12 protein-coding genes and 1 tRNA gene are annotated in these 17,008 nt (G+C 71.5%); 11 read left to right on the top strand and 2 right to left on the bottom strand.

The features are described 5' to 3' along the window. Positions 1–22: 22 nt before the first annotated feature. Both F0415_RS05740 and F0415_RS05735 read left to right on the top strand, forming a co-directional pair. Positions 23–703 (top strand): response regulator transcription factor, encoded by a 681-nt coding sequence (locus tag F0415_RS05740; protein ID WP_149860241.1) that lies wholly within the window; start codon positions 23–25, stop codon positions 701–703. 3 nt (positions 704–706) lie between these two features. After that, positions 707–2,092: an ATP-binding protein gene (locus F0415_RS05735; protein ID WP_149860240.1), complete on the top strand. Its 1,386-nt coding sequence runs from the start codon at positions 707–709 to the stop codon at positions 2,090–2,092. Here the strand turns inward: F0415_RS05735 and F0415_RS05730 are convergent. Together F0415_RS05730 and F0415_RS05725 are read right to left on the bottom strand one after the other, a co-directional pair. Then, complete coding sequence (locus F0415_RS05730) at positions 2,086–2,880, bottom strand: M90 family metallopeptidase (RefSeq protein ID WP_425457828.1); 795 nt, start codon at positions 2,878–2,880, stop codon at positions 2,086–2,088. The two genes, F0415_RS05735 and F0415_RS05730, sit on opposite strands and share 7 nt — an antisense overlap. A gap of 22 nt (positions 2,881–2,902) precedes the next feature. Beyond that, positions 2,903–3,154: a hypothetical protein gene (locus F0415_RS05725; RefSeq protein ID WP_149860238.1), complete on the bottom strand. Its 252-nt coding sequence runs from the start codon at positions 3,152–3,154 to the stop codon at positions 2,903–2,905. A gap of 141 nt (positions 3,155–3,295) precedes the next feature. Here F0415_RS05725 and F0415_RS05720 point away from each other — a divergent pair, with 141 nt between their 5' ends. From F0415_RS05720 to F0415_RS05680, 9 genes are all read left to right on the top strand, one after another. Continuing rightward, the gene (locus tag F0415_RS05720) at positions 3,296–5,122 is read left to right on the top strand and encodes a DegV family protein (protein ID WP_188310305.1); all 1,827 of its coding nucleotides are present in this window, start codon (positions 3,296–3,298) and stop codon (positions 5,120–5,122) included. A 7-nt stretch (positions 5,123–5,129) separates the two neighbouring features. Next, positions 5,130–5,750 (top strand): glycerol-3-phosphate 1-O-acyltransferase PlsY, encoded by a 621-nt coding sequence (gene plsY, locus F0415_RS05715; protein WP_149860236.1) that lies wholly within the window; start codon positions 5,130–5,132, stop codon positions 5,748–5,750. Next, a complete protein-coding gene (gene birA, locus F0415_RS05710; protein ID WP_149860235.1) occupies positions 5,747–6,712 on the top strand; it encodes a bifunctional biotin--[acetyl-CoA-carboxylase] ligase/biotin operon repressor BirA in 966 nt (321 codons plus the stop codon). Before plsY ends, birA begins: the two co-directional genes overlap by 4 nt. Further along, positions 6,709–7,461, top strand: a complete 753-nt coding sequence (locus tag F0415_RS05705; RefSeq protein ID WP_149860234.1) for a type III pantothenate kinase — start codon at positions 6,709–6,711, stop codon at positions 7,459–7,461. The genes birA and F0415_RS05705 overlap by 4 nt, the downstream gene beginning before the upstream one ends. Next, positions 7,458–8,132, top strand: a complete 675-nt coding sequence (locus F0415_RS05700; RefSeq protein ID WP_188310304.1) for an SPOR domain-containing protein — start codon at positions 7,458–7,460, stop codon at positions 8,130–8,132. Before F0415_RS05705 ends, F0415_RS05700 begins: the two co-directional genes overlap by 4 nt. Before the next feature lie 12 nt (positions 8,133–8,144). After that, positions 8,145–8,220, top strand: a tRNA-Thr gene (locus tag F0415_RS05695). A gap of 89 nt (positions 8,221–8,309) precedes the next feature. Next, positions 8,310–14,423 carry a PAS domain S-box protein gene (locus F0415_RS05690; protein WP_149860232.1) on the top strand — a complete coding sequence of 2,038 codons (6,114 nt, stop codon included), beginning with the start codon at positions 8,310–8,312 and terminating at the stop codon, positions 14,421–14,423. A gap of 22 nt (positions 14,424–14,445) precedes the next feature. Further along, positions 14,446–14,910 (top strand): response regulator, encoded by a 465-nt coding sequence (locus tag F0415_RS05685; RefSeq protein ID WP_149860231.1) that lies wholly within the window; start codon positions 14,446–14,448, stop codon positions 14,908–14,910. Next, positions 14,910–16,964, top strand: coding sequence for a putative bifunctional diguanylate cyclase/phosphodiesterase (locus tag F0415_RS05680; protein WP_149860230.1), 2,055 nt, complete (start codon positions 14,910–14,912; stop codon positions 16,962–16,964). The genes F0415_RS05685 and F0415_RS05680 overlap by 1 nt, the downstream gene beginning before the upstream one ends. The last annotated feature ends 44 nt before the right edge of the window (positions 16,965–17,008 follow it).

Here is a 17,008-nt window from a genome sequence, read left to right as displayed (position 1 = left end):
CGCCCCTTTCGAAGGAGACGACATGCGCGTACTGCTGGTCGAGGACGAAGCCCCCCTGCGTGAGACCCTGGCCGCGCGCCTCAAGCGCGAAGGCTTCGCCGTGGACACCGCCGCCGACGGCGAGGAAGGCCTGTACCACGGTCGCGAAGTTCCCTTCGACATCGCCGTGATCGACCTGGGCCTGCCCAAGCTCTCGGGCATGGATCTGGTGAAAGCCCTGCGCGAGGCCGGGCAGAAGTTCCCGATCCTGATCCTCACCGCCCGCTCCAGCTGGCAGGACAAGGTGGAGGGCCTGAAATCCGGCGCCGACGACTATCTGGTCAAGCCCTTCCACGTGGAAGAGCTGCTGGCGCGCATGAATGCGCTCCTGCGTCGCGCCGCCGGCTGGAGCAAGCCGGTGCTGGATTGCGGCCCCGTGCGCCTGGACCTGTCCGCGCAGACGGTCGCGGTCAACGGCCAGGCGGTGGACCTGACCAGCTACGAGTACAAGGTGCTGGAGTACCTGATGCTGCACGCCGGCGAGCTGGTCTCCAAGGCCGACCTGACCGAGCACATCTATCAGCAGGATTTCGACCGCGACTCCAACGTGCTGGAGGTCTTCATCGGTCGCCTGCGCAAGAAGCTGGACCCGGACGGCGTGCTCAAGCCGATCGAGACGGTGCGCGGTCGCGGCTACCGCTTCGCCATTCCGCGCAACGAGTAAACCTTGCGGGCCTGGCGCACGCTTTCGCTGCAGGCCCGCCAGCTGGCGGCCGCCAGCGTGGCGCTGGTGGCCTTTCTGGGCGGTACCGGCTACGCGCTCGACCGCGCCTTCGTGGACACCGCGCAGAACGCCCTGCGCGACCGCCTGGCCGCCCTGGCCGAGGGTTATCTGGCTGAAAGCGAACTGGACCGCAGCCGCGCCTTCATCTCACCCGAGGTTCCGCCCGACCACCGCTTCCTGCGTCCGGGATCGGGCCTGTACGCCACCGTGCGCGGCGAAGGCCTGCGCTGGGAGTCGGCCTCGGCCCTGGGCCGCTCGCTGCCGCCGGTGCCTTTCCTCGCGCCGGGCGAAAGCAGCTTCGAAGGGCCGCTGCGCATCGTCGATGCCTACGGCATGGAGAACTCGGTCTATGTGTATTCCATCGGCGTGATCTGGGAGCTCGCCGGCGACTACCCGCTCACCTTCAGCGTCTACGAGGACGCCGCCCAGGTGCAGGAGCAGGTGAACGTTTACCGGCGTGCGCTCTGGGGCTACCTGGCGCTGGCGGCGCTGGTGCTATTGCTGGTGCAGACCCTGGTGCTGCGCTGGAGCCTGTGGCCGCTGGTGCATGTCGAGCGGGAACTGGATCGCGTGCGCAAGGGCCTGAGCCAACGCCTGTCCGGCCGCCATCCGCGCGAGCTGGAGCCGCTGGCCGAGGCCATCAACAACCTGATCGAAAGCGAGCGCAGCCATCTGGAGCGCAGCCGCAACACGCTGTCGGACCTGGCGCACAGCCTGAAGACACCGCTGGCGGTGCTGCGTTCGCGGCTCGATGCCGACGCCGGTTGCGCCGAACTGCGCGCCGAGGTCCAGGCCCAGGTGCAGCGCATGAACGAAATCGTCAGCTACCAGCTTTCGCGGGCGGCCCGCAGCGGCCACAGCCTGTACGCGGCACCGATCGAGATCGCGCAGCGGGCCGAGGAAATAGTCGCCGGCCTGGAAAAGGTATACGCCGACAAGGGCGTGCTGTGCGAATTCGAGATCGACCCCGAGGCGCGTTTCCATGGCGAACTGGGCGACCTGCAGGAGTTGCTCGGCAACCTGCTGGAGAACGCCTTCAAGTGGGCCTGCAGGCGCGTGCTGCTGACCGTGGCGGTGCTGCCCGCGGTCGGCAGCCGCCGCCCCGGCGTCCGCATCACGGTCGAGGACGACGGACCCGGCATCGCCCCGGAGAACGTCGAGCGGGTGTTGCAACGCGGCGTGCGCGGCGACGAGCGCGTGCAGGGTCACGGCATCGGTCTGTCCATCGTCCAGGACATCGTCGCCGCCTACCGCGGGGAACTGGAGGTTGGCCGCGCCCCCGAGCTCGGTGGCGCCCGCTTCCAGGTCAGCTTCCCGCCCGCCTATTGAGTTTCCTTCCCCCCGGGAATCGGCGAAGGGCCGTAGAGGCGGAGAAGGTGGTCGGCGACGGCGGGCATTTCCGCCGAAAGCAGCGCCGGCGCCGAGAAGTGGTATTCGCTGGCGACGGCGAAGAATTCCTCAGGCGCTTCCGCCGCATAGGCGTCCATGGCCGTCTCCTCCCCGGCCTGCACGCGCGCGCGGAAGCTGTCGTACGCCGCCTGGAAGTCGCGCGCCCACTGCCGCTGCCAGGCGGCGGGCAGGGGCGGCGTGCCGTCCATCGCGCCGTCCAGGGCGTCGAGCTTGTGCGCCATCTCGTGCACCGCCAGCTGGTAGCCGGCCTCGGGCTCGGCCAGATCGGCCAGCAGGTCGTCCCAGCTCAGCACCAGCGGCCCCTGCTCCCAGGCCTCGCCGCTGAGCTCGTCTTCCCATTCGGTGACCACGCCGGTGTCGGCGTCGTGGTGGCTGCGATGGGCCCGGAAGGCGCCCGGGTAGACCAGCACCTGCGACCAGCCGTGCAGGCCCTCGGCGCCGAACTCGATCAGCGGCAGGCAGCCGAGGGCGGCGATCATGGCCTGTTGCCGCGGCGACAGGCTCAGGCCCTGCACCGGCGTGATGGTCTTCTCGGCAAGGAAACGGGCCGTCAAGGCCAGCAGGCGCTGCCGGCGTTCCGGCCTCAGCCGCGCCAGCCAGGGCAGGTCGCGGGCCAGGTCGGCGGCGCGGTCGGCCGGCAGTTCGGGAGCCGGACGCGAGCGGAAGTGTCGCAGCAGGGAGAACATGCCCGCAGGGTGCGGGCACAGCCGGTGCGGGGCAAGCCCCCGCTCAGCGCATCATGCCAGGCAGCAGGCTGTGCCAGCGTGGCCCGGAGCGGCCGGCGGACGAGGCGCGCGGCCGCACCGGGGCGGCATCGCCGGGCCGGCCGGATCCCGGGTGGGCGTCCTTGCCGGCCTCGTCGCCGTTGGCCTGCTCGGCCTGCGGGCACGCGGGCTTGCGGCCGGGATCGGCCACGCTCTCCTCGGCCCAGGCCGGGCCGATGAGCAGGAGCAGGCTGAGCAGGAGGGGAATCCGGTACATGCGGGCCTGAAAACGGTGACCTGGCCGTGAGCGCCAGACTGGCAACGGAGGGCAGGCCGATGATACGCCCGCCCGGCACCGTTGTATGCGGCAATGCAGCATGGCCAGCCCGGCGCCGGTTCGGGCAGACTCCGGCGGCCCATGAGCACTGCCGCGTCCGAACCCAGCCGCCCCCTGGTCCGCGGCCCCGCCCTGCGCCGAGCCCTCATCGCGGGCGCCCGCAGGGTCATCGCCCGGCGGGAAACGCTCGATCGCATCAATGTCTTTCCGGTGCCCGACGGCGACACCGGTAGCAACCTGGCCTTCACCCTGGGCGGTGTGCTGGCCGGCGCCCTCAGCCGGCGCAGCCGGGGCGTCGGCGAGCTGCTGCAACGGGTGGGCGAAGATGCGGTGGACGGCGCCCGCGGCAACTCCGGGGCCATCTTGGCCCAGTTCCTCGCCGGCGTCGCCGAGGCGGCGGGCAATGCCCGCGCCCTGGATGCCGCGGCCCTGGCGCAAGCCGTTCGGGCCGGCGCCGCTTCCGCCCGACAGGCCCTGTCGGAGCCACGCGAGGGCACCATCCTCAGCGTCATCGGCGCCTTCGCCGAGGGTCTGGACGCCGGTCCGGCCGGCAATCCGGGTGACTGGTTCCGGCGCGCCCTGGAGCGCAGCCGCCAGGCGCTGGCGGACACGCCGCGGCAATTGCCGGTGCTGGCCAGGGTCGGTGTAGTGGATGCCGGCGCCCAGGGCTTCGTGGATCTGCTCGAAGGCATCCAGGACTTCATCGCCTCCGGCGCCGTGGACGCCGCCGGTGTAGCCGACGAGGGCCCGGCCGGGCTGGAAGCGGCCGAGGCGCACGGCGAACTCGCCGACGGCGACCCGGACCACCGCTGGTGCAGCGAATGCCTGCTGGTGGGCGAGGACATGGACCGCGCCGCCCTGCGCGCGGCCGTGACAGCGATGGGGGCTTCCTGCGTCGTGCTGGCGGGCAATCGCCGCCGCCTGCGCCTGCATGCGCATGTGGCCGATCCGGGCGCGCTGTTCGAACTGGCCGCCGGCTTCGGCCGCGTCGAGGGCGCCAAGGCCGACGACATGCAGGCCCAGGCCCGGACCGCCGCCGGCGCGGTCGGCGTGGCGGTGATCACCGACAGCGCGGCCGACCTGCCCGAGGCGCTGATGCAGCGCTACAACATCCACATGGTGCCGGCGCGGGTGAACTTCGGAGAACGCGATTACCTCGACAAGGTCGGGCTGTCCACCGCCGCCTTCTACGAAATGCTGCGCCGGGAACCGCTGCTGCCGCGTACCAGCCAGCCGCCGCCAGGCGATTTCCGCCGGCAGTTCGAGTTCCTGTTGTCGCACCATCCGCATCTGGTCTACGTCGGCCTGTCGCGGGCGGTGTCGGGCACCCTGCAGGCCGGCGAGGCCGCGGCGCAGCGCACCGACCCGGCGCGGGCGCACGTGTTCGACACCGGCAACGCCTCCTGCGGCCAGGGCCTGCTGGTGCTGCGCGCCGCCGAACTGGCGGCGGCCGGCGCCGAGGCGACGGAGATCCTGGCCGAACTGTCCAGGCTCAAACCCCTGACCCGCACCTGGGCCCTGGCCCGCGACGTGCGCCACGCCGTGCGCGGCGGCCGGGTGCCGGCCTGGGCCGGCCCGCTGGCGGAATGGCTCGGCCTGACGCCGATGGCGCGGATCCGCGACGACGGCCGGCTGAAGGTGGTCGGCGGCCTGTTCGGCCGTGCCCGCATTCCGGAACGTTTCGCCGCCTACGTGGCCAGACGCTGTCGGCACGGGCAGCGCTACCGCGCCATCGTCGGCCATTGCGACGCGCCGGCCGACGGCGAAGCCTTGCTGGCCGCCCTGTGCGATCGGCTGGACATCGCCGAAGGCTGGCTGCTGGAAACCGGCTCGGCGATCGGCGCGCACGCCGGCCCCGGCGCCCTGGTCTGTTCGCTTCAGCCCGTGGCGGCGAGGCCGGGCGCATAATGCGCCGATGCCGTTGATCGACCCCGTACTCGTCGTCGTCGCCTACCTGCTGGGCTCCTTGTCCGGCAGCCTGCTGCTCGGCCGCCTGCAGGGCGTGGACATCCGCACGCTGGGCAGCGGCAATGCCGGCGGCACCAATGCCCTGCGGACCCGTGGCTGGCGTTTCGCCCTGGGCACGGTGCTGGTGGATGTCGGCAAGGGCGTGCTGGCGGTCTGGCTGGCGCGACGCTTCGGTTCCGGCGTCGCCTGGTTGCCGTACGCGGCGGCGGCGGCGGCGGTGCTGGGTCATGTCTGGCCCTTGTTCCACGGCTTCCGCGGCGGCAAGGGTGCCGCCACCCTAGTCGGCGCTCTGCTGCTGCTGTGGCCGCTGGCCCTGGCGGTGGTGATCGGCACCTGGCTGGTGGTGCTGGTGGCGACTGGCTACGTCGGTCTGGCCACGGTCATCGCCGCGGCGAGCCTGGTGCCGACGGCGCTGTTCGCCGAGGCGGGTCCCGAGCGCTGGTCGTTCGCGCTGGCCATGGCGGCATTCATCCTGTTCACGCACCGGGACAACCTGCGGCGGCTGCTGGCCGGCACCGAGAACCGGTTCGAGCGCGTGCGCCTGTTCGCGCGCCGGAGGGCGGCGTGATCGAGCGCGCGCTGCTGGCCCGGCTGTGCCGTGGACCGGCCTCGGGCGAGGAACTGGCGCGCGAGGCCGGCATCACCCGCGCGGCGGTGTGGAAGCGCGTGCAGGCCCTGCGCGAGGCGGGCGTCGAGATAGACGCCCGACCGGGCCGCGGCTACGCCCTGGCCCGACCGCTGGAGCTTCTCGATGCCCGGGCCATGGCGGCGGCGATGTCGCCGGAGGCGCGCCGGCAGCTGTCGAGGCTGACGGTGCTGTTCGACACCGATTCCACCAATGCCGTGGCCCTGCGCGAACCGGCGCCGGCCCGGGGCTGTGCGGTATGGCTGGCGGAGCGGCAGCAGGCCGGGCGCGGCCGCCGTGGCCGGGCCTGGGTTTCGCCGCTGGCGGCGCACGTGTACCTGAGCGTGTCGCGCCGCTTCGAGGGTGGCATCGCCGCCCTGCAGGGGCTGAGCCTGGCAGTGGGCGTGGTCGCCTGCGAGGCGTTGCGCGCCCTGGGTTTCGCCGACGTCGGCCTGAAGTGGCCGAACGACCTGCTGGCCCGCGGCCGCAAGCTGGGTGGCATCCTGGTCGAGGTCGGCGGCGAGGCGGCCGGTCCGGTCCGCGCCGTGGTCGGCCTGGGCGTGAACGTGCAGATGCCGTCGGCGATGGGCCGGGCGATCGAGCAGTCCTGGGTGGACTTGGCCGGTTTGGCGGGCGGCTCCGTGTCGCGCCCGATGGTGGCCTCGGCCTTGCTGGATGCGCTCTTGCCGGCTCTGGCGCAATTCGAACGGGAAGGACCGGCGCCGTTTCTGGCGCGCTGGCCGCGCCTTGACTGCCTGGCCGGCCGGCCGGTGCGGGTAGCCTGCGCCGGCGAGGTCCACGAAGGCACCGCCTTGGGCCTGAGTGACGACGGCGCCCTGCGCCTGGAGGTGGGCGGCGTCGAAAGACGTTTCCACGCCGGCGAAGCCAGTCTGCGTGCCGCATGAACTGGTTGTTCGACCTCGGCAACACCCGCCTGAAGCTGGCGGCCTGGGACGGCGACAGTCTGGGCGAAGTGCAGGCGCTCGCGCACGAGGCCGGCGATTTCGCCGACCGCCTGCAGGACTGGCTGGCGCGGGTGCGCCCGGGCGACGTCTGCTGGCTGGCCTCGGTGGCGGCTTCCGCAGTGACCACGCAGGTGGCCAGCGCCCTGGCCGGGCACGGCAATCCGGCCCGGCGGGCCAGGACCCGTGCCCGGTGCGCCGGTGTCAGCATCGCCTACGCGGATCCGTCGCGCCTGGGCGTGGATCGGTTCCTGGCGCTGCTGGCCGCGCACGCGCGCGGTCCCGGGCCCTGGCTGCTGGTGTCGGCCGGCAGCGCCCTGACGGTGGACCTGCTGGACGCCGAGGGTCGGCATCGGGGCGGCCTGATCGCGCCGAGCCCGGCGCACATGCGCTCGGCCCTGGCGGCCCGGTTCCCGGCCCTGGCCTTCGCTGGCGGCGCGGCCTGCGATTTCGGCAGCGATACCGCCGACGCCCTGGCCGGTGGCAGCCTGGGTGCGGCGGCCGGCCTGATCGAGCGCAGCCACCGCCGGGCCACCCGCCTGCTCGGCACGGCGCCGCGGGTGTTGTTGGCCGGCGGCGATGGCGAGCGCCTGGGCGAATGCCTGGACCTGGACAGCGAGCAGGCGCCGGCCCTGGTGCTGGAAGGTCTGGCCGTGTACGCGGCCCGGGCCGGGGAGGACGAACCGGCATGATCCTGCGCGGCCTGGTCGTGTTGCTGGCCTGCATGAATCTCGCGGTGGCCCTGTGGTGGTGGCTGCACACGCCGCCGCCGCCGGCCGCGCCGCCGCTGCCGCCAGGCGTCGGCAGCCTGGTGCTGCTGGGCGAGGCCGAAGCCCCGCCCTCGGCCGATCAGGCGGAGCTGGCCAGCGTGCCCCTGCCGCTGCCGGAAGCGCCGGTCTGCCTGAGCATCGGACCGTTCGGCACCCCTGCCCAGTTGCGGGCCGCCATGTCCGCCCTGACGCCGTGGGTGGCCCGCATCCAGTACCGCGAAGTCCTGGCCGGCAGCCTGCGCGGCTACCGGGTGTACCTGCCGGCCGCCGCTTCGCGCGAGGAGGCGCTGGCCAGCGCCCGCGAGCTGGCCGCGCGCGGCGTGCGCGACTACTACGTCGTCACCGCCGGCGACCAGGAAAACACCGTGTCCCTCGGCCTGTTCCGCGACCTGGGCAATGCCGAGGCGCGCCGCGACGAGTTGCTGGCACTGGGATTTCCGGCCCGGCTGGAGCCGCGCACCGAGCAGGTGCCGCAGTGGTGGATAGATCTGGCCGCCGGTCCCGACCTGGACTGGCGCGCCGCACTCGGCGGCGAACCCGGGCTGGAAGGGCGGCCGGCGGACTGCGCCGGCCTGGTGCCGCCGACAAGCTAGAATCCGCTCCTGGCCGGCTTAGCTCAGCAGGTAGAGCAATCGCCTTGTAAGCGATAGGTCGTCGGTTCGAATCCGACAGCCGGCACCAGGCACCGGGGTTCCCGCCCACGGCATTGGCAAGCCGTGCGGATTGCGGTTCCATGACGGCCTCGCCTCGAAGGCGACCGGGGGAGTGGCATGGGCGACACCGCGGACGACGACAGGATGGGTCTGGCCGGTGTGCAGGCGAAGGGGCCCGGCAGGATGATCGCCCGCCTGTCGGCAGCGATGGTGTTGTTGCTGGCCGTCCTGGACGCGCTGCTCTGGTCCGCCGGGCCGCCGCAGGCCTGGCCCGGTCCCATCTCGCTGGCGCTTCCGGTGCTGCTGGCCCTGGCCTGGCTGTGGCGACCGGCGGCGGACTCGCCGCTCTGGCGCCTGCGATTGGCCTGGGCGAGCGGCGCGGTGTTCGTCGCCCTGGTGTTCTGGCCGGGGCCGGAGGCCGGCAATCCGGCGCCGGCACTGGCCGCCGCGGCCGCCTCGCTCGGCCTGGCGATGAGCGCGCTGTCCGGAACGGCGCTGACCGACCGGCTGAGCCGGTTCGCCGGTGGTTTCCTGGTGTCGCTGGCCGCCTTCGCGCTCGGTGCCTGGCGGATGCAGGGGAGTCCGCCACTGCCGATGGGGCTGTCGGTCGGGTTCGCCGCCTTACTGCTGGGCCTGCGGTTGCTGGGCACCGGCCTGCGCGCTGGCCACCAGCCCTTCGCACGCACCTGCATCGCCCTCACGGCCGGTCTTTGCCTGCTGGTGATGATCGGTTGGGCCCTGGATAGCGATGCCATCGTCCGGGCTGGAACCTCCTTGGCCCCGATGCCTTTGGACGCCGCGCTCAGCGGTTTCCTGGTCACCCTGTCCCTGTCGGCCTTGCTGGCCAGGCACAAGGGATGGGCGCTGCTCCTGCTGGTCCCCGTGGGAGTGCTGTCCATCACTGCCCTGAGCGGGTCCTACCTGGGCTGGCCGCAGGGAAGCGTCGAATGGCTGCCGCGGTACGGCCTGGCCACTGCAGGAGGATCGCCCGGGCACATGCCGCCGAGTGAGGCCCTCGCCTGGCTGCTGGCCGCCCTGGGCATCGGTCTGGCTCCGGAGCGGGAGGGTCGGTCGGCCTCCCGATGGGCGGCGACCTGGGCCTGCGGGCTCGTGTTGATTGTGATCGCGGGGGTGGAATGGCTGGGTTATCTGGCCAGCCTCACCGTGCTTCACGGCTGGGGCGCGCAAACGCCCATGGCTTTGCCGACCGGCGTGACCATGTGCCTGCTGGGCCTGGCGCTGGTCTTCGCCGGTGCCTCGGGCCAGCGTGATCTGGACGTCCAGCGCAGCGTCTGGATGCCCATCGGCGTGGGCCTGGCGGCGGTCATGCTGTCGCTTGGCCTGTGGCTCCGGCTGGAGCGCGAGCAGAGCCGCTTGGGGCAGGCCCTGCTGGGCAGCCAGGCGGACATGGTGGCCAGGGCACTGGACCAGGGGATGTGGGAGCGGCGCCAGGCGCTGGCGCGGCTTGCCCAGCGCCTGGCTGCCTTGGAGGACAGCAGCGCCCAGCAGCAGGTATTCGCCCGGGGCGCCGAGGCTTACCTGGGCGATTTCGCCAGTTTTTCGGCCCTCGCCTGGCTGGGTCCGGACACGGACCTGCGCCAGGTGCATTGGCGCGGGCCGGCACTGGTCGACCGGATCGGCGACCGTATGGATGCGGATCCGGCACATGCCGCCTTGCTGGCGAGGGCCGCGGCCGATAAGGCAGCCTGGTCGCGAGCGATGCCGCTGTTCACGGGCCGGCTGGGGGAGTTGCTGGTGGTGCCGGTGCCCGCCGCGGCCGGCGCCGGTCCGGAGCCGGCGGGCTTCCTGATGGCGGTGGTGGACATCGAGCAGCTTTTCAGCGATCTGACCCATGACGCCGCTGCAGGACAATCCTTGCAGGTGATCCAGGGCGCGAGGGTGCTGTATCAGCGCGGCGAGCCGGGGCGGGAGACGGTGCCGGCACGGACGCTCGACGGCATGGACGATGCCCGGGTCAAGCTGTGGCCGATCCCGGAGACGGGCGTAAGGGCGAGTTTCTCCGGGCTGGTCCTGTTGGGAGGGCTGACCGCCGGCGGCCTGCTGACGCTGGCCCTGCGCCTGGCCGCGCTGGGGCAGCGGCGAGCACGCGAAGCCGAGCATGCCAGCGAGCTGCTGCGTCGGCAGATCGAGACATCGGAGCGAACGCGGCAGGCCTTGCAGGCCGTCGAGCGGGAGCTTGCCGAGGTATTCGACAGCATCAGCGACGCTTTCTACGTGCTCGACAGTCAGTGGCGCTTCGTGCTGGTGAATCCGCGCGCCGAGCAGCTCATGCGGCGGCCCCGGGACGAGCTGCTGGGCCGCCCGCTATGGGAGTGTTTCCCGGAGACGCGCGGCACGATCGTCGAGAGCAGTTTCCGGACTGCCCAGACAGAACGTCGCACTGTCGAGTTCGAGGTTTTTTATCCGCCGCTCGGGTCCTGGTTCCATGCCCGGGTGTTCCCGCATCCCAACGGCATCGCCGTGTACTTCCAGGACGTCGGCGACCGCAAGCGGGCGGAGGCGGTCCGGCTCAAGGCCGAGGCGGCCTCGGCGCATGCGCAGCGCCTGGCCCGCCTGGGAAGCTGGGAGTACGACCTGTCCAGCGGCGAGCTGAGCTGGTCGGACGAGGTGTTCCGGATCTTCGGCATGGAGCCCGGGCAGCTCCGGCTCGGCCTGCCGGCGCTGCTGGAACGCGTGCACTTCGAGGACCGGGCCCGTTTGCAGGAGGCGCAACGGCGCCTGCACGCCGGGGAAGGCGACCTGGACCTCGAATATCGGGTGCTGCGCCCGGACGGCGAACAGCGGGTGGTGCGGGAGATAGGCACCTTGCTGCGGGACGCCGATGGCAATCCTGCCGCCGCCACCGGCGCCATCCAGGACGTCACCGAGCAGCGCGCCGCCCAGGACGGGCTTCGGGAGATGGCCAAGCGGCTCGAGCATTCGCTGGTGGTGAACCGGCAGGTGATGGAGCACTCCCTGGACGCCATCTGCGTGCTGGATGCCAACGGCCGGTTCCAGCAGGTCAGCCACGCCGCCAGGGAAATCTGGGGCCACGGCCCGAACGAACTGATCGGCCGGGCCTGGGTGGACCTGGTGCATCCGGACGATCGCGGCAAGGCACTGCGGGCGGCGGCGGCGGTGATGGCGGGCAATCCGGCCAGCGACCTGCGCATACGCTGCGTGCACCGAAGCGGGGTCGTGCGGGTGACCCAGTGGTCCTTGCGCTGGTCGCCACGCGACCGGATGACCTTCGCCGTGGCCAGGGACGTGACCGCCCTGGAAGCGCAGGCGCGGGCTTTGCGCGAAAGCGAGGCGCGCATGCGCAGCACGGTCGAGAGCGCGCTCGACTGCATCGTCACGATGTCGGCGGACGGCCGCATCCTCGATTTCAATCCGGCGGCCGAGCGCACCTTCGGATACCGCCGCGAGGAGGTGCTGGGCAGGGATCTCGCGGACCTGCTGGCGCCCGAGCGCCTCCGCGATGGCCATCGCCAGGGCCTGGCGACCTACCTGCGGGAACGGCGCGGAAAGCTGCTGGGCAAGCGCGTGGAACTGCCGGCGCTGCGGGCCGACGGCAGCGAACTGCTGGTCGAGCTCACCATCATCCGCCTCCCGGACGCCGACCCGCCGGTGTTCACCAGCTTCATGCGCGACGTCACCGAGGCGAGGCGGGCGCGGGCAATGGAGCAGGGGCAGCGGGAAATCCTGGCCGGCATCGCTTCGCGCAGGCCGCTGACCGAGAGCCTGGAAGCCGTCACCCGGCTGGCCGAACAGCAGTTCCCCGGCTCGTTGAGCTCGGTGCTGTTGCTGGACGAGGCCGGGCGGCACGTGCTGACCGGGGCGGCGCCCAGCCTGCCGGCGGCGTACAACCTGGCCATCCACGGCGCGGAGATCGGGCCCAAGGCCGGGTCGTGCGGCACCGCGGCCTGGCGCGGCGAGACGGTGATCGTCTCGGACATCATGAGCGATCCGCTCTGGGAGGACTACCGCGACCTGGCGGCAGCGCATGGCCTGAGGGCCTGCTGGTCGGTGCCGGTGAAGTCCGCCGATGGCAAGGTGCTGGCCACCTTCGCCAACTACTACCGCAGCGTCCGCGAGCCGTCGCCGGACGAGCTGAAGATGATGGAGAACATGGCCGCCATCGCCGCGGTGGCGATCGAGCAGGACAAGGCCTACCGCGAGCTGGCCCTGAGCGAACAGCGGTTCCGGTCGCTGTTCGAAGAGCACCCGGACGCGGTGTTCTCGATGGACCTCGAGGGGCGCTTCACCGCGGTCAACCGCCAGTACAGCGAGGTCACCGGCCTGACTGCCGGCGACGTGCTGGGCAAAGCTTTCGATTTCCTGGTGGCACCCGAGCACAGGGAGATGACCCGCCAGCATTTCCGGGCGGTCTGCCTGGGCGAGGCCCGCCAGTACGAGATCGGGGTGGTGACGCCGGCCGGGCGACGGTTGGAGATGCGCATTACCAACCTGCCGATGATGGTGCAGGGCAGGGTGGCCGGCGTGTTCGGCATCGCCCAGGACATCACCGTGTTGCGGCGGCATCAGCAGGAACTGGGCGAAGCCCTGAACGCCGCCGAGACCACCAGCCGGCAGCTGCGCCGGCTCAGCGATGCCGCCATCCGTTTCAATCGCAAGCTGCCGGACCAGGAGATGTACCAGCAACTGGTGGACAGCCTGCGCGACACCATCGGCGCCCATCAGGCGGTGATCAGCCTGAACGTGGACGAAAGCCCGGCCCAGCAGGTGCACGCGGTGTCGCTGTCGGAAAAGTACGGACAGTGGCGCGGCTACGACACGCCGCCGGACGGCAGCGGCATCTACGCCATGGTGGTGGAAACGGCCAGGCCGGTGCGCATGAGCCAGGCCGAACTGGAGGCGCATCCGCGCTGGCGCGGCTTCGGCGCCGAAGCCGGCAGGCACCCGCCGATGCGCGGCTGGCTGGCGGTGCCGATGATCGGCGCCGAGGGCAGGGTGATCGGTCTGCTGCAACTTAGCGACAAGTACGTCGGCGAGTTCAGCGAGGAAGACCAGCTGGTGACCCAGCAGTTCGCCCAGATGGCCAGCGACGCCATCGAACGGGGCCGGTTGATCGAAAGGCTGCGGGTGCGGGATCGCTTCTTCGAGATGTCGGCTGAGCTGTTCGTGATCTTCGAGCCGGCCAGCCGCCGGTTCGTCGCCGTCAACCCGAAGATGTCCGAGGTGACCGGCTACGACCGCGAGCAGCTGCTGGCCCGCACCTTCACCGACTTCGTGCATCCGGACGATCGCCAACGGATCCTGGAACGGGCCGACCGGATGGCGCGGGGCGAGACCATCGAGCAGGCGGTCCAGGTCCGCTACGTGCGCGCCGACGGCGGCGTGCGCTGGATCGAGTGGCTGTCCTCGCCGGGCAACGACGGTCTGGTGTATGCAGTCGGCCGCGACATCACCGAGCGCCGGGCCGCCGAGGACGCCCTTCGCCAGACCCTGGCCGACCTGGATGCGCGCAACCGCGAGCTGCAGGACTTCGCGTTCATCGCTTCGCACGACCTGCAGGAACCGCTGCGCAAGATCCGCGCCTTCGCCGATCGGCTGCGGCACCGTTACGCTGCGGAGCTGTCGGCCGAAGCGGCGGATTACCTGGAGCGCAGCCGGCAGGCCGCCGAACGCATGCAGCGCCTGATCGACGACCTGCTGGCCTATTCCCGCGTGACCCGCGGCAAGCCCTTCGTCCGCGTCGCCCTGGACGAGACGCTGGCGACGGTGCTCGAGGATCTGGGGGCGCGGCTGGAGAGCAGCGGCGGCCTGGTCGAGGCCGGCCCGCTGCCGACGATGGATGCCGACCCGACCCAGATGCGGCAACTGCTGCAGAACCTGGTGGCCAACGCGCTGAAGTTCCGGGCGCCGGAGCGGCCGCCACGGGTCCGGATCTCGGCGACGGCCGTCAGCCTCAACGGCGAACCGGCCTGGGAGTTGCGGGTGGAAGACAACGGCATCGGCTTCGAACCGCGCCACGCCGGCAAGATCTTCGCGCCGTTCCAGCGCCTGCACGGCCGCCAGGACTACGAGGGGACCGGCATCGGCCTGGCCATCGTGCGCCGCATCGTCGAACGGCACCGCGGCCAGATCCGGGCCGAAGGGCGGCCGGGCGAAGGCGCTTGTTTCGTTATCCAGTTGCCGGAGCGGCAAAATCCGGACACCGGTCACGTTTCCGTGGCGGAAAACCGCCGTGACCCGGGGTTAACCTAGCCAGGTGACGATTCCTGCCCCGATGACCGTGCGCGAAGACATCACGATCCTTATCGCCGAGGACGATCCGGACGACCGCCTGATGGCGGAAGAGGCCTTTCGCGAGTGCCGGATGGAGAACCCGCTGCATTTCGTCGGCGACGGCGAGGAGCTGATGGACTACCTGCGCCGGCGCGGGCGCTATTCCGGCGCGTCCGACCATCCGGAACCGGGCCTGATCCTGCTCGACCTGAACATGCCGCGCAAGGACGGGCGCGAAGCCCTGCACGAGATCAAGGCCGACCCGGCGCTGCGGCACATTCCGGTGGTGGTGCTGTCCACCTCCAGCGCCGAGGAGGACGTGCTGCGCAGCTACCGCGACGGCGGCAACTCCTTCATCACCAAGCCGGCCAGCTTCGCCGGCATGCTGGAGGTGGTGCGCAACCTGGGCCGGTACTGGCTGGAAACGGTGGACCTGCCGCCGGCGGGCGACCCCGGCCTGCCATGATGCCGGCATCCCGTGTCCTGCGGGTACTGGTCGTGGACGACGACCGCGAGGATTTCCTGATCCTGCGCGACCTGTTGTCGGACCTGCCGCAGATGCAGTTCGAGCTCGACTGGGCCGGCTCCCTGGCCGAGGGCCTGCAGGCGCTGGCGGATGACCGCCACGACGTTTACCTGGTGGACTATCACCTCGGTCCCGATTCCGGCCTGGACCTGCTGGAAGCGGCGTTGGCGCCCGGCCGGCCGCGCCGGCCGGTGATCATGCTGACCGGGCAGGGAAATCCGGAACTGGACCGCAGGGCGCTGGAGGCGGGCGCGGCCGATTATCTGGTCAAGGGCCGGATAGACGCCGAAACCCTGGCCCGGGCCCTGCGCTATGCCGCCCGGCATGCCCGCCAGCTGGCGGAACTCGAGGACAGCCGGCAGCGCTACCGCCTGCTGTTCGAGCTGAATCCGTTTCCGACCTGGGTTTACGACGTCGAGACCCTGCGCCTGGTGGCCGTCAACGAGGCGATGGTGGACAACTACGGCTACAGCCGGCAGGAACTGCTGCGCATGAGCATCCTCGACCTGCGCGAACCGGACGAGGCCGAGCGGCTCAAGACCCATCTGGCCACCTTCGACGACCGGCAGCGCGGCGGCGTCTGGCGGCACCGGCGCAAGGACGGCAGCCTGATCTGGGTCGAGATCGCCACCCATCCAATCGAAATGGACGGCCGCGCCTGCCGCATGGTCATCGGCAACGACATCACCGAGCAGCGCGAGGCCGAGGAACGCCTGGCCTATGCGGCCAACTACGATCCGGTCACCGGGCTGCCGCGTTTTCCGGTGCTCGAGAACGAGGCGGCCACCTTTCTGGAGCAGGAAGGCGCGGCCCTGTCGCTGCTGTTCCTGGACGTGGACCGCTTCCACGTCGTCAACGAGTCCATGGGCCACGTCATCGGCGACGAGGCCCTGCGCCTGCTGGCCGACCGCATGCTCGCCGAGCTGGACGAGGGCGCGCGCCTGGCCCGCTTCGCCGGCGACGAGTTCGTGGCCATGGCGCCGGTGCTGACGCCGGACCAGGCCGTGGCCCTGGCCGAGCGCCTGCGGGCCGCGGTGGCGCAGCCCATCGAAGGCGACGGTTACCGCCTGTTCCTGACCGCCAGCGTCGGCATCGCCCGGGCGCCGGAGCACGGCGAGAGCGCCATGGAGCTGCTGCGCCGGGCCGAAGCGGCGATGGGCCGGGCCAAGCGCCAGGGCCGCGACGCCGCCTGCATGTTCTCGGTCGAGCAGATGCAGGAGCTGGAGGACCGGCTGGTGCTGGGCGCGCGCCTGCGCGAGGCGATCCCGCGCGGCGAGCTGGAACTGCATTACCAACCCATCCTCGACGCCGGCCGCCGCGTCGTCACCGGTCTGGAAGCCCTGGTGCGCTGGAACAGCCCGGAACTGGGCCGGGTACCGCCGGGCCGCTTCATCCCGATCGCCGAGGCCCTGGGCCTGATGCCCGAGGTCGGCCTATGGGTGATCGACGAAGCCTGTCGGCAGTTGCGCGCCTGGGAGGACGCCGGCCTCGACGGCTTCACCGTGGCGGTGAACGTCTCCGCCCTGCAACTGCAACGTCCGGACATCGTCCGCCAGGTGCGCGACAGCCTGGCGCGGCACGGCGTGCCCGGCCGGCGTCTGGAGATCGAGCTGACCGAAAGCTCGCTGATGGAGCACGTGGATCGCGTGCAGGGCCATCTCGCCGATATCAAGGCGCTGGGCGTGCGCCTGTCGCTGGACGATTTCGGCACCGGCTATTCCAGCCTGGCCTATCTCAAGCAGTTCTCGCTCGACCGGCTGAAGATAGACCGCAGCTTCGTCATGGGCCTGCCCGGCAATGCCGACGATGCCGCCATTGCCCGCACCATCATCGCCATGGGCCACCAGTTGCGCATCGCCGTGGCGGCCGAGGGCGTGGAGACCGCCGAACAGGCCGATTTCCTGGCCGGGATCGGCTGCGACGAGCTGCAGGGCTACCATTTCGGCCGGCCGGCGCCGGCGGCGGAGATCCAGGCGCGCTTGCCACGGGCCTGAACCGGGCGTCGCCGCGGCTGGATGCGGGTTCGGCCGCCGGCGTA

Source organism: Arenimonas fontis, assembly GCF_008386465.1.
Lineage (GTDB): Bacteria > Pseudomonadota > Gammaproteobacteria > Xanthomonadales > Xanthomonadaceae > Arenimonas > Arenimonas fontis.
Note: the sequence above shows the minus strand (reverse complement) of the source record. Positions and strands in the feature narration are given on the sequence as shown.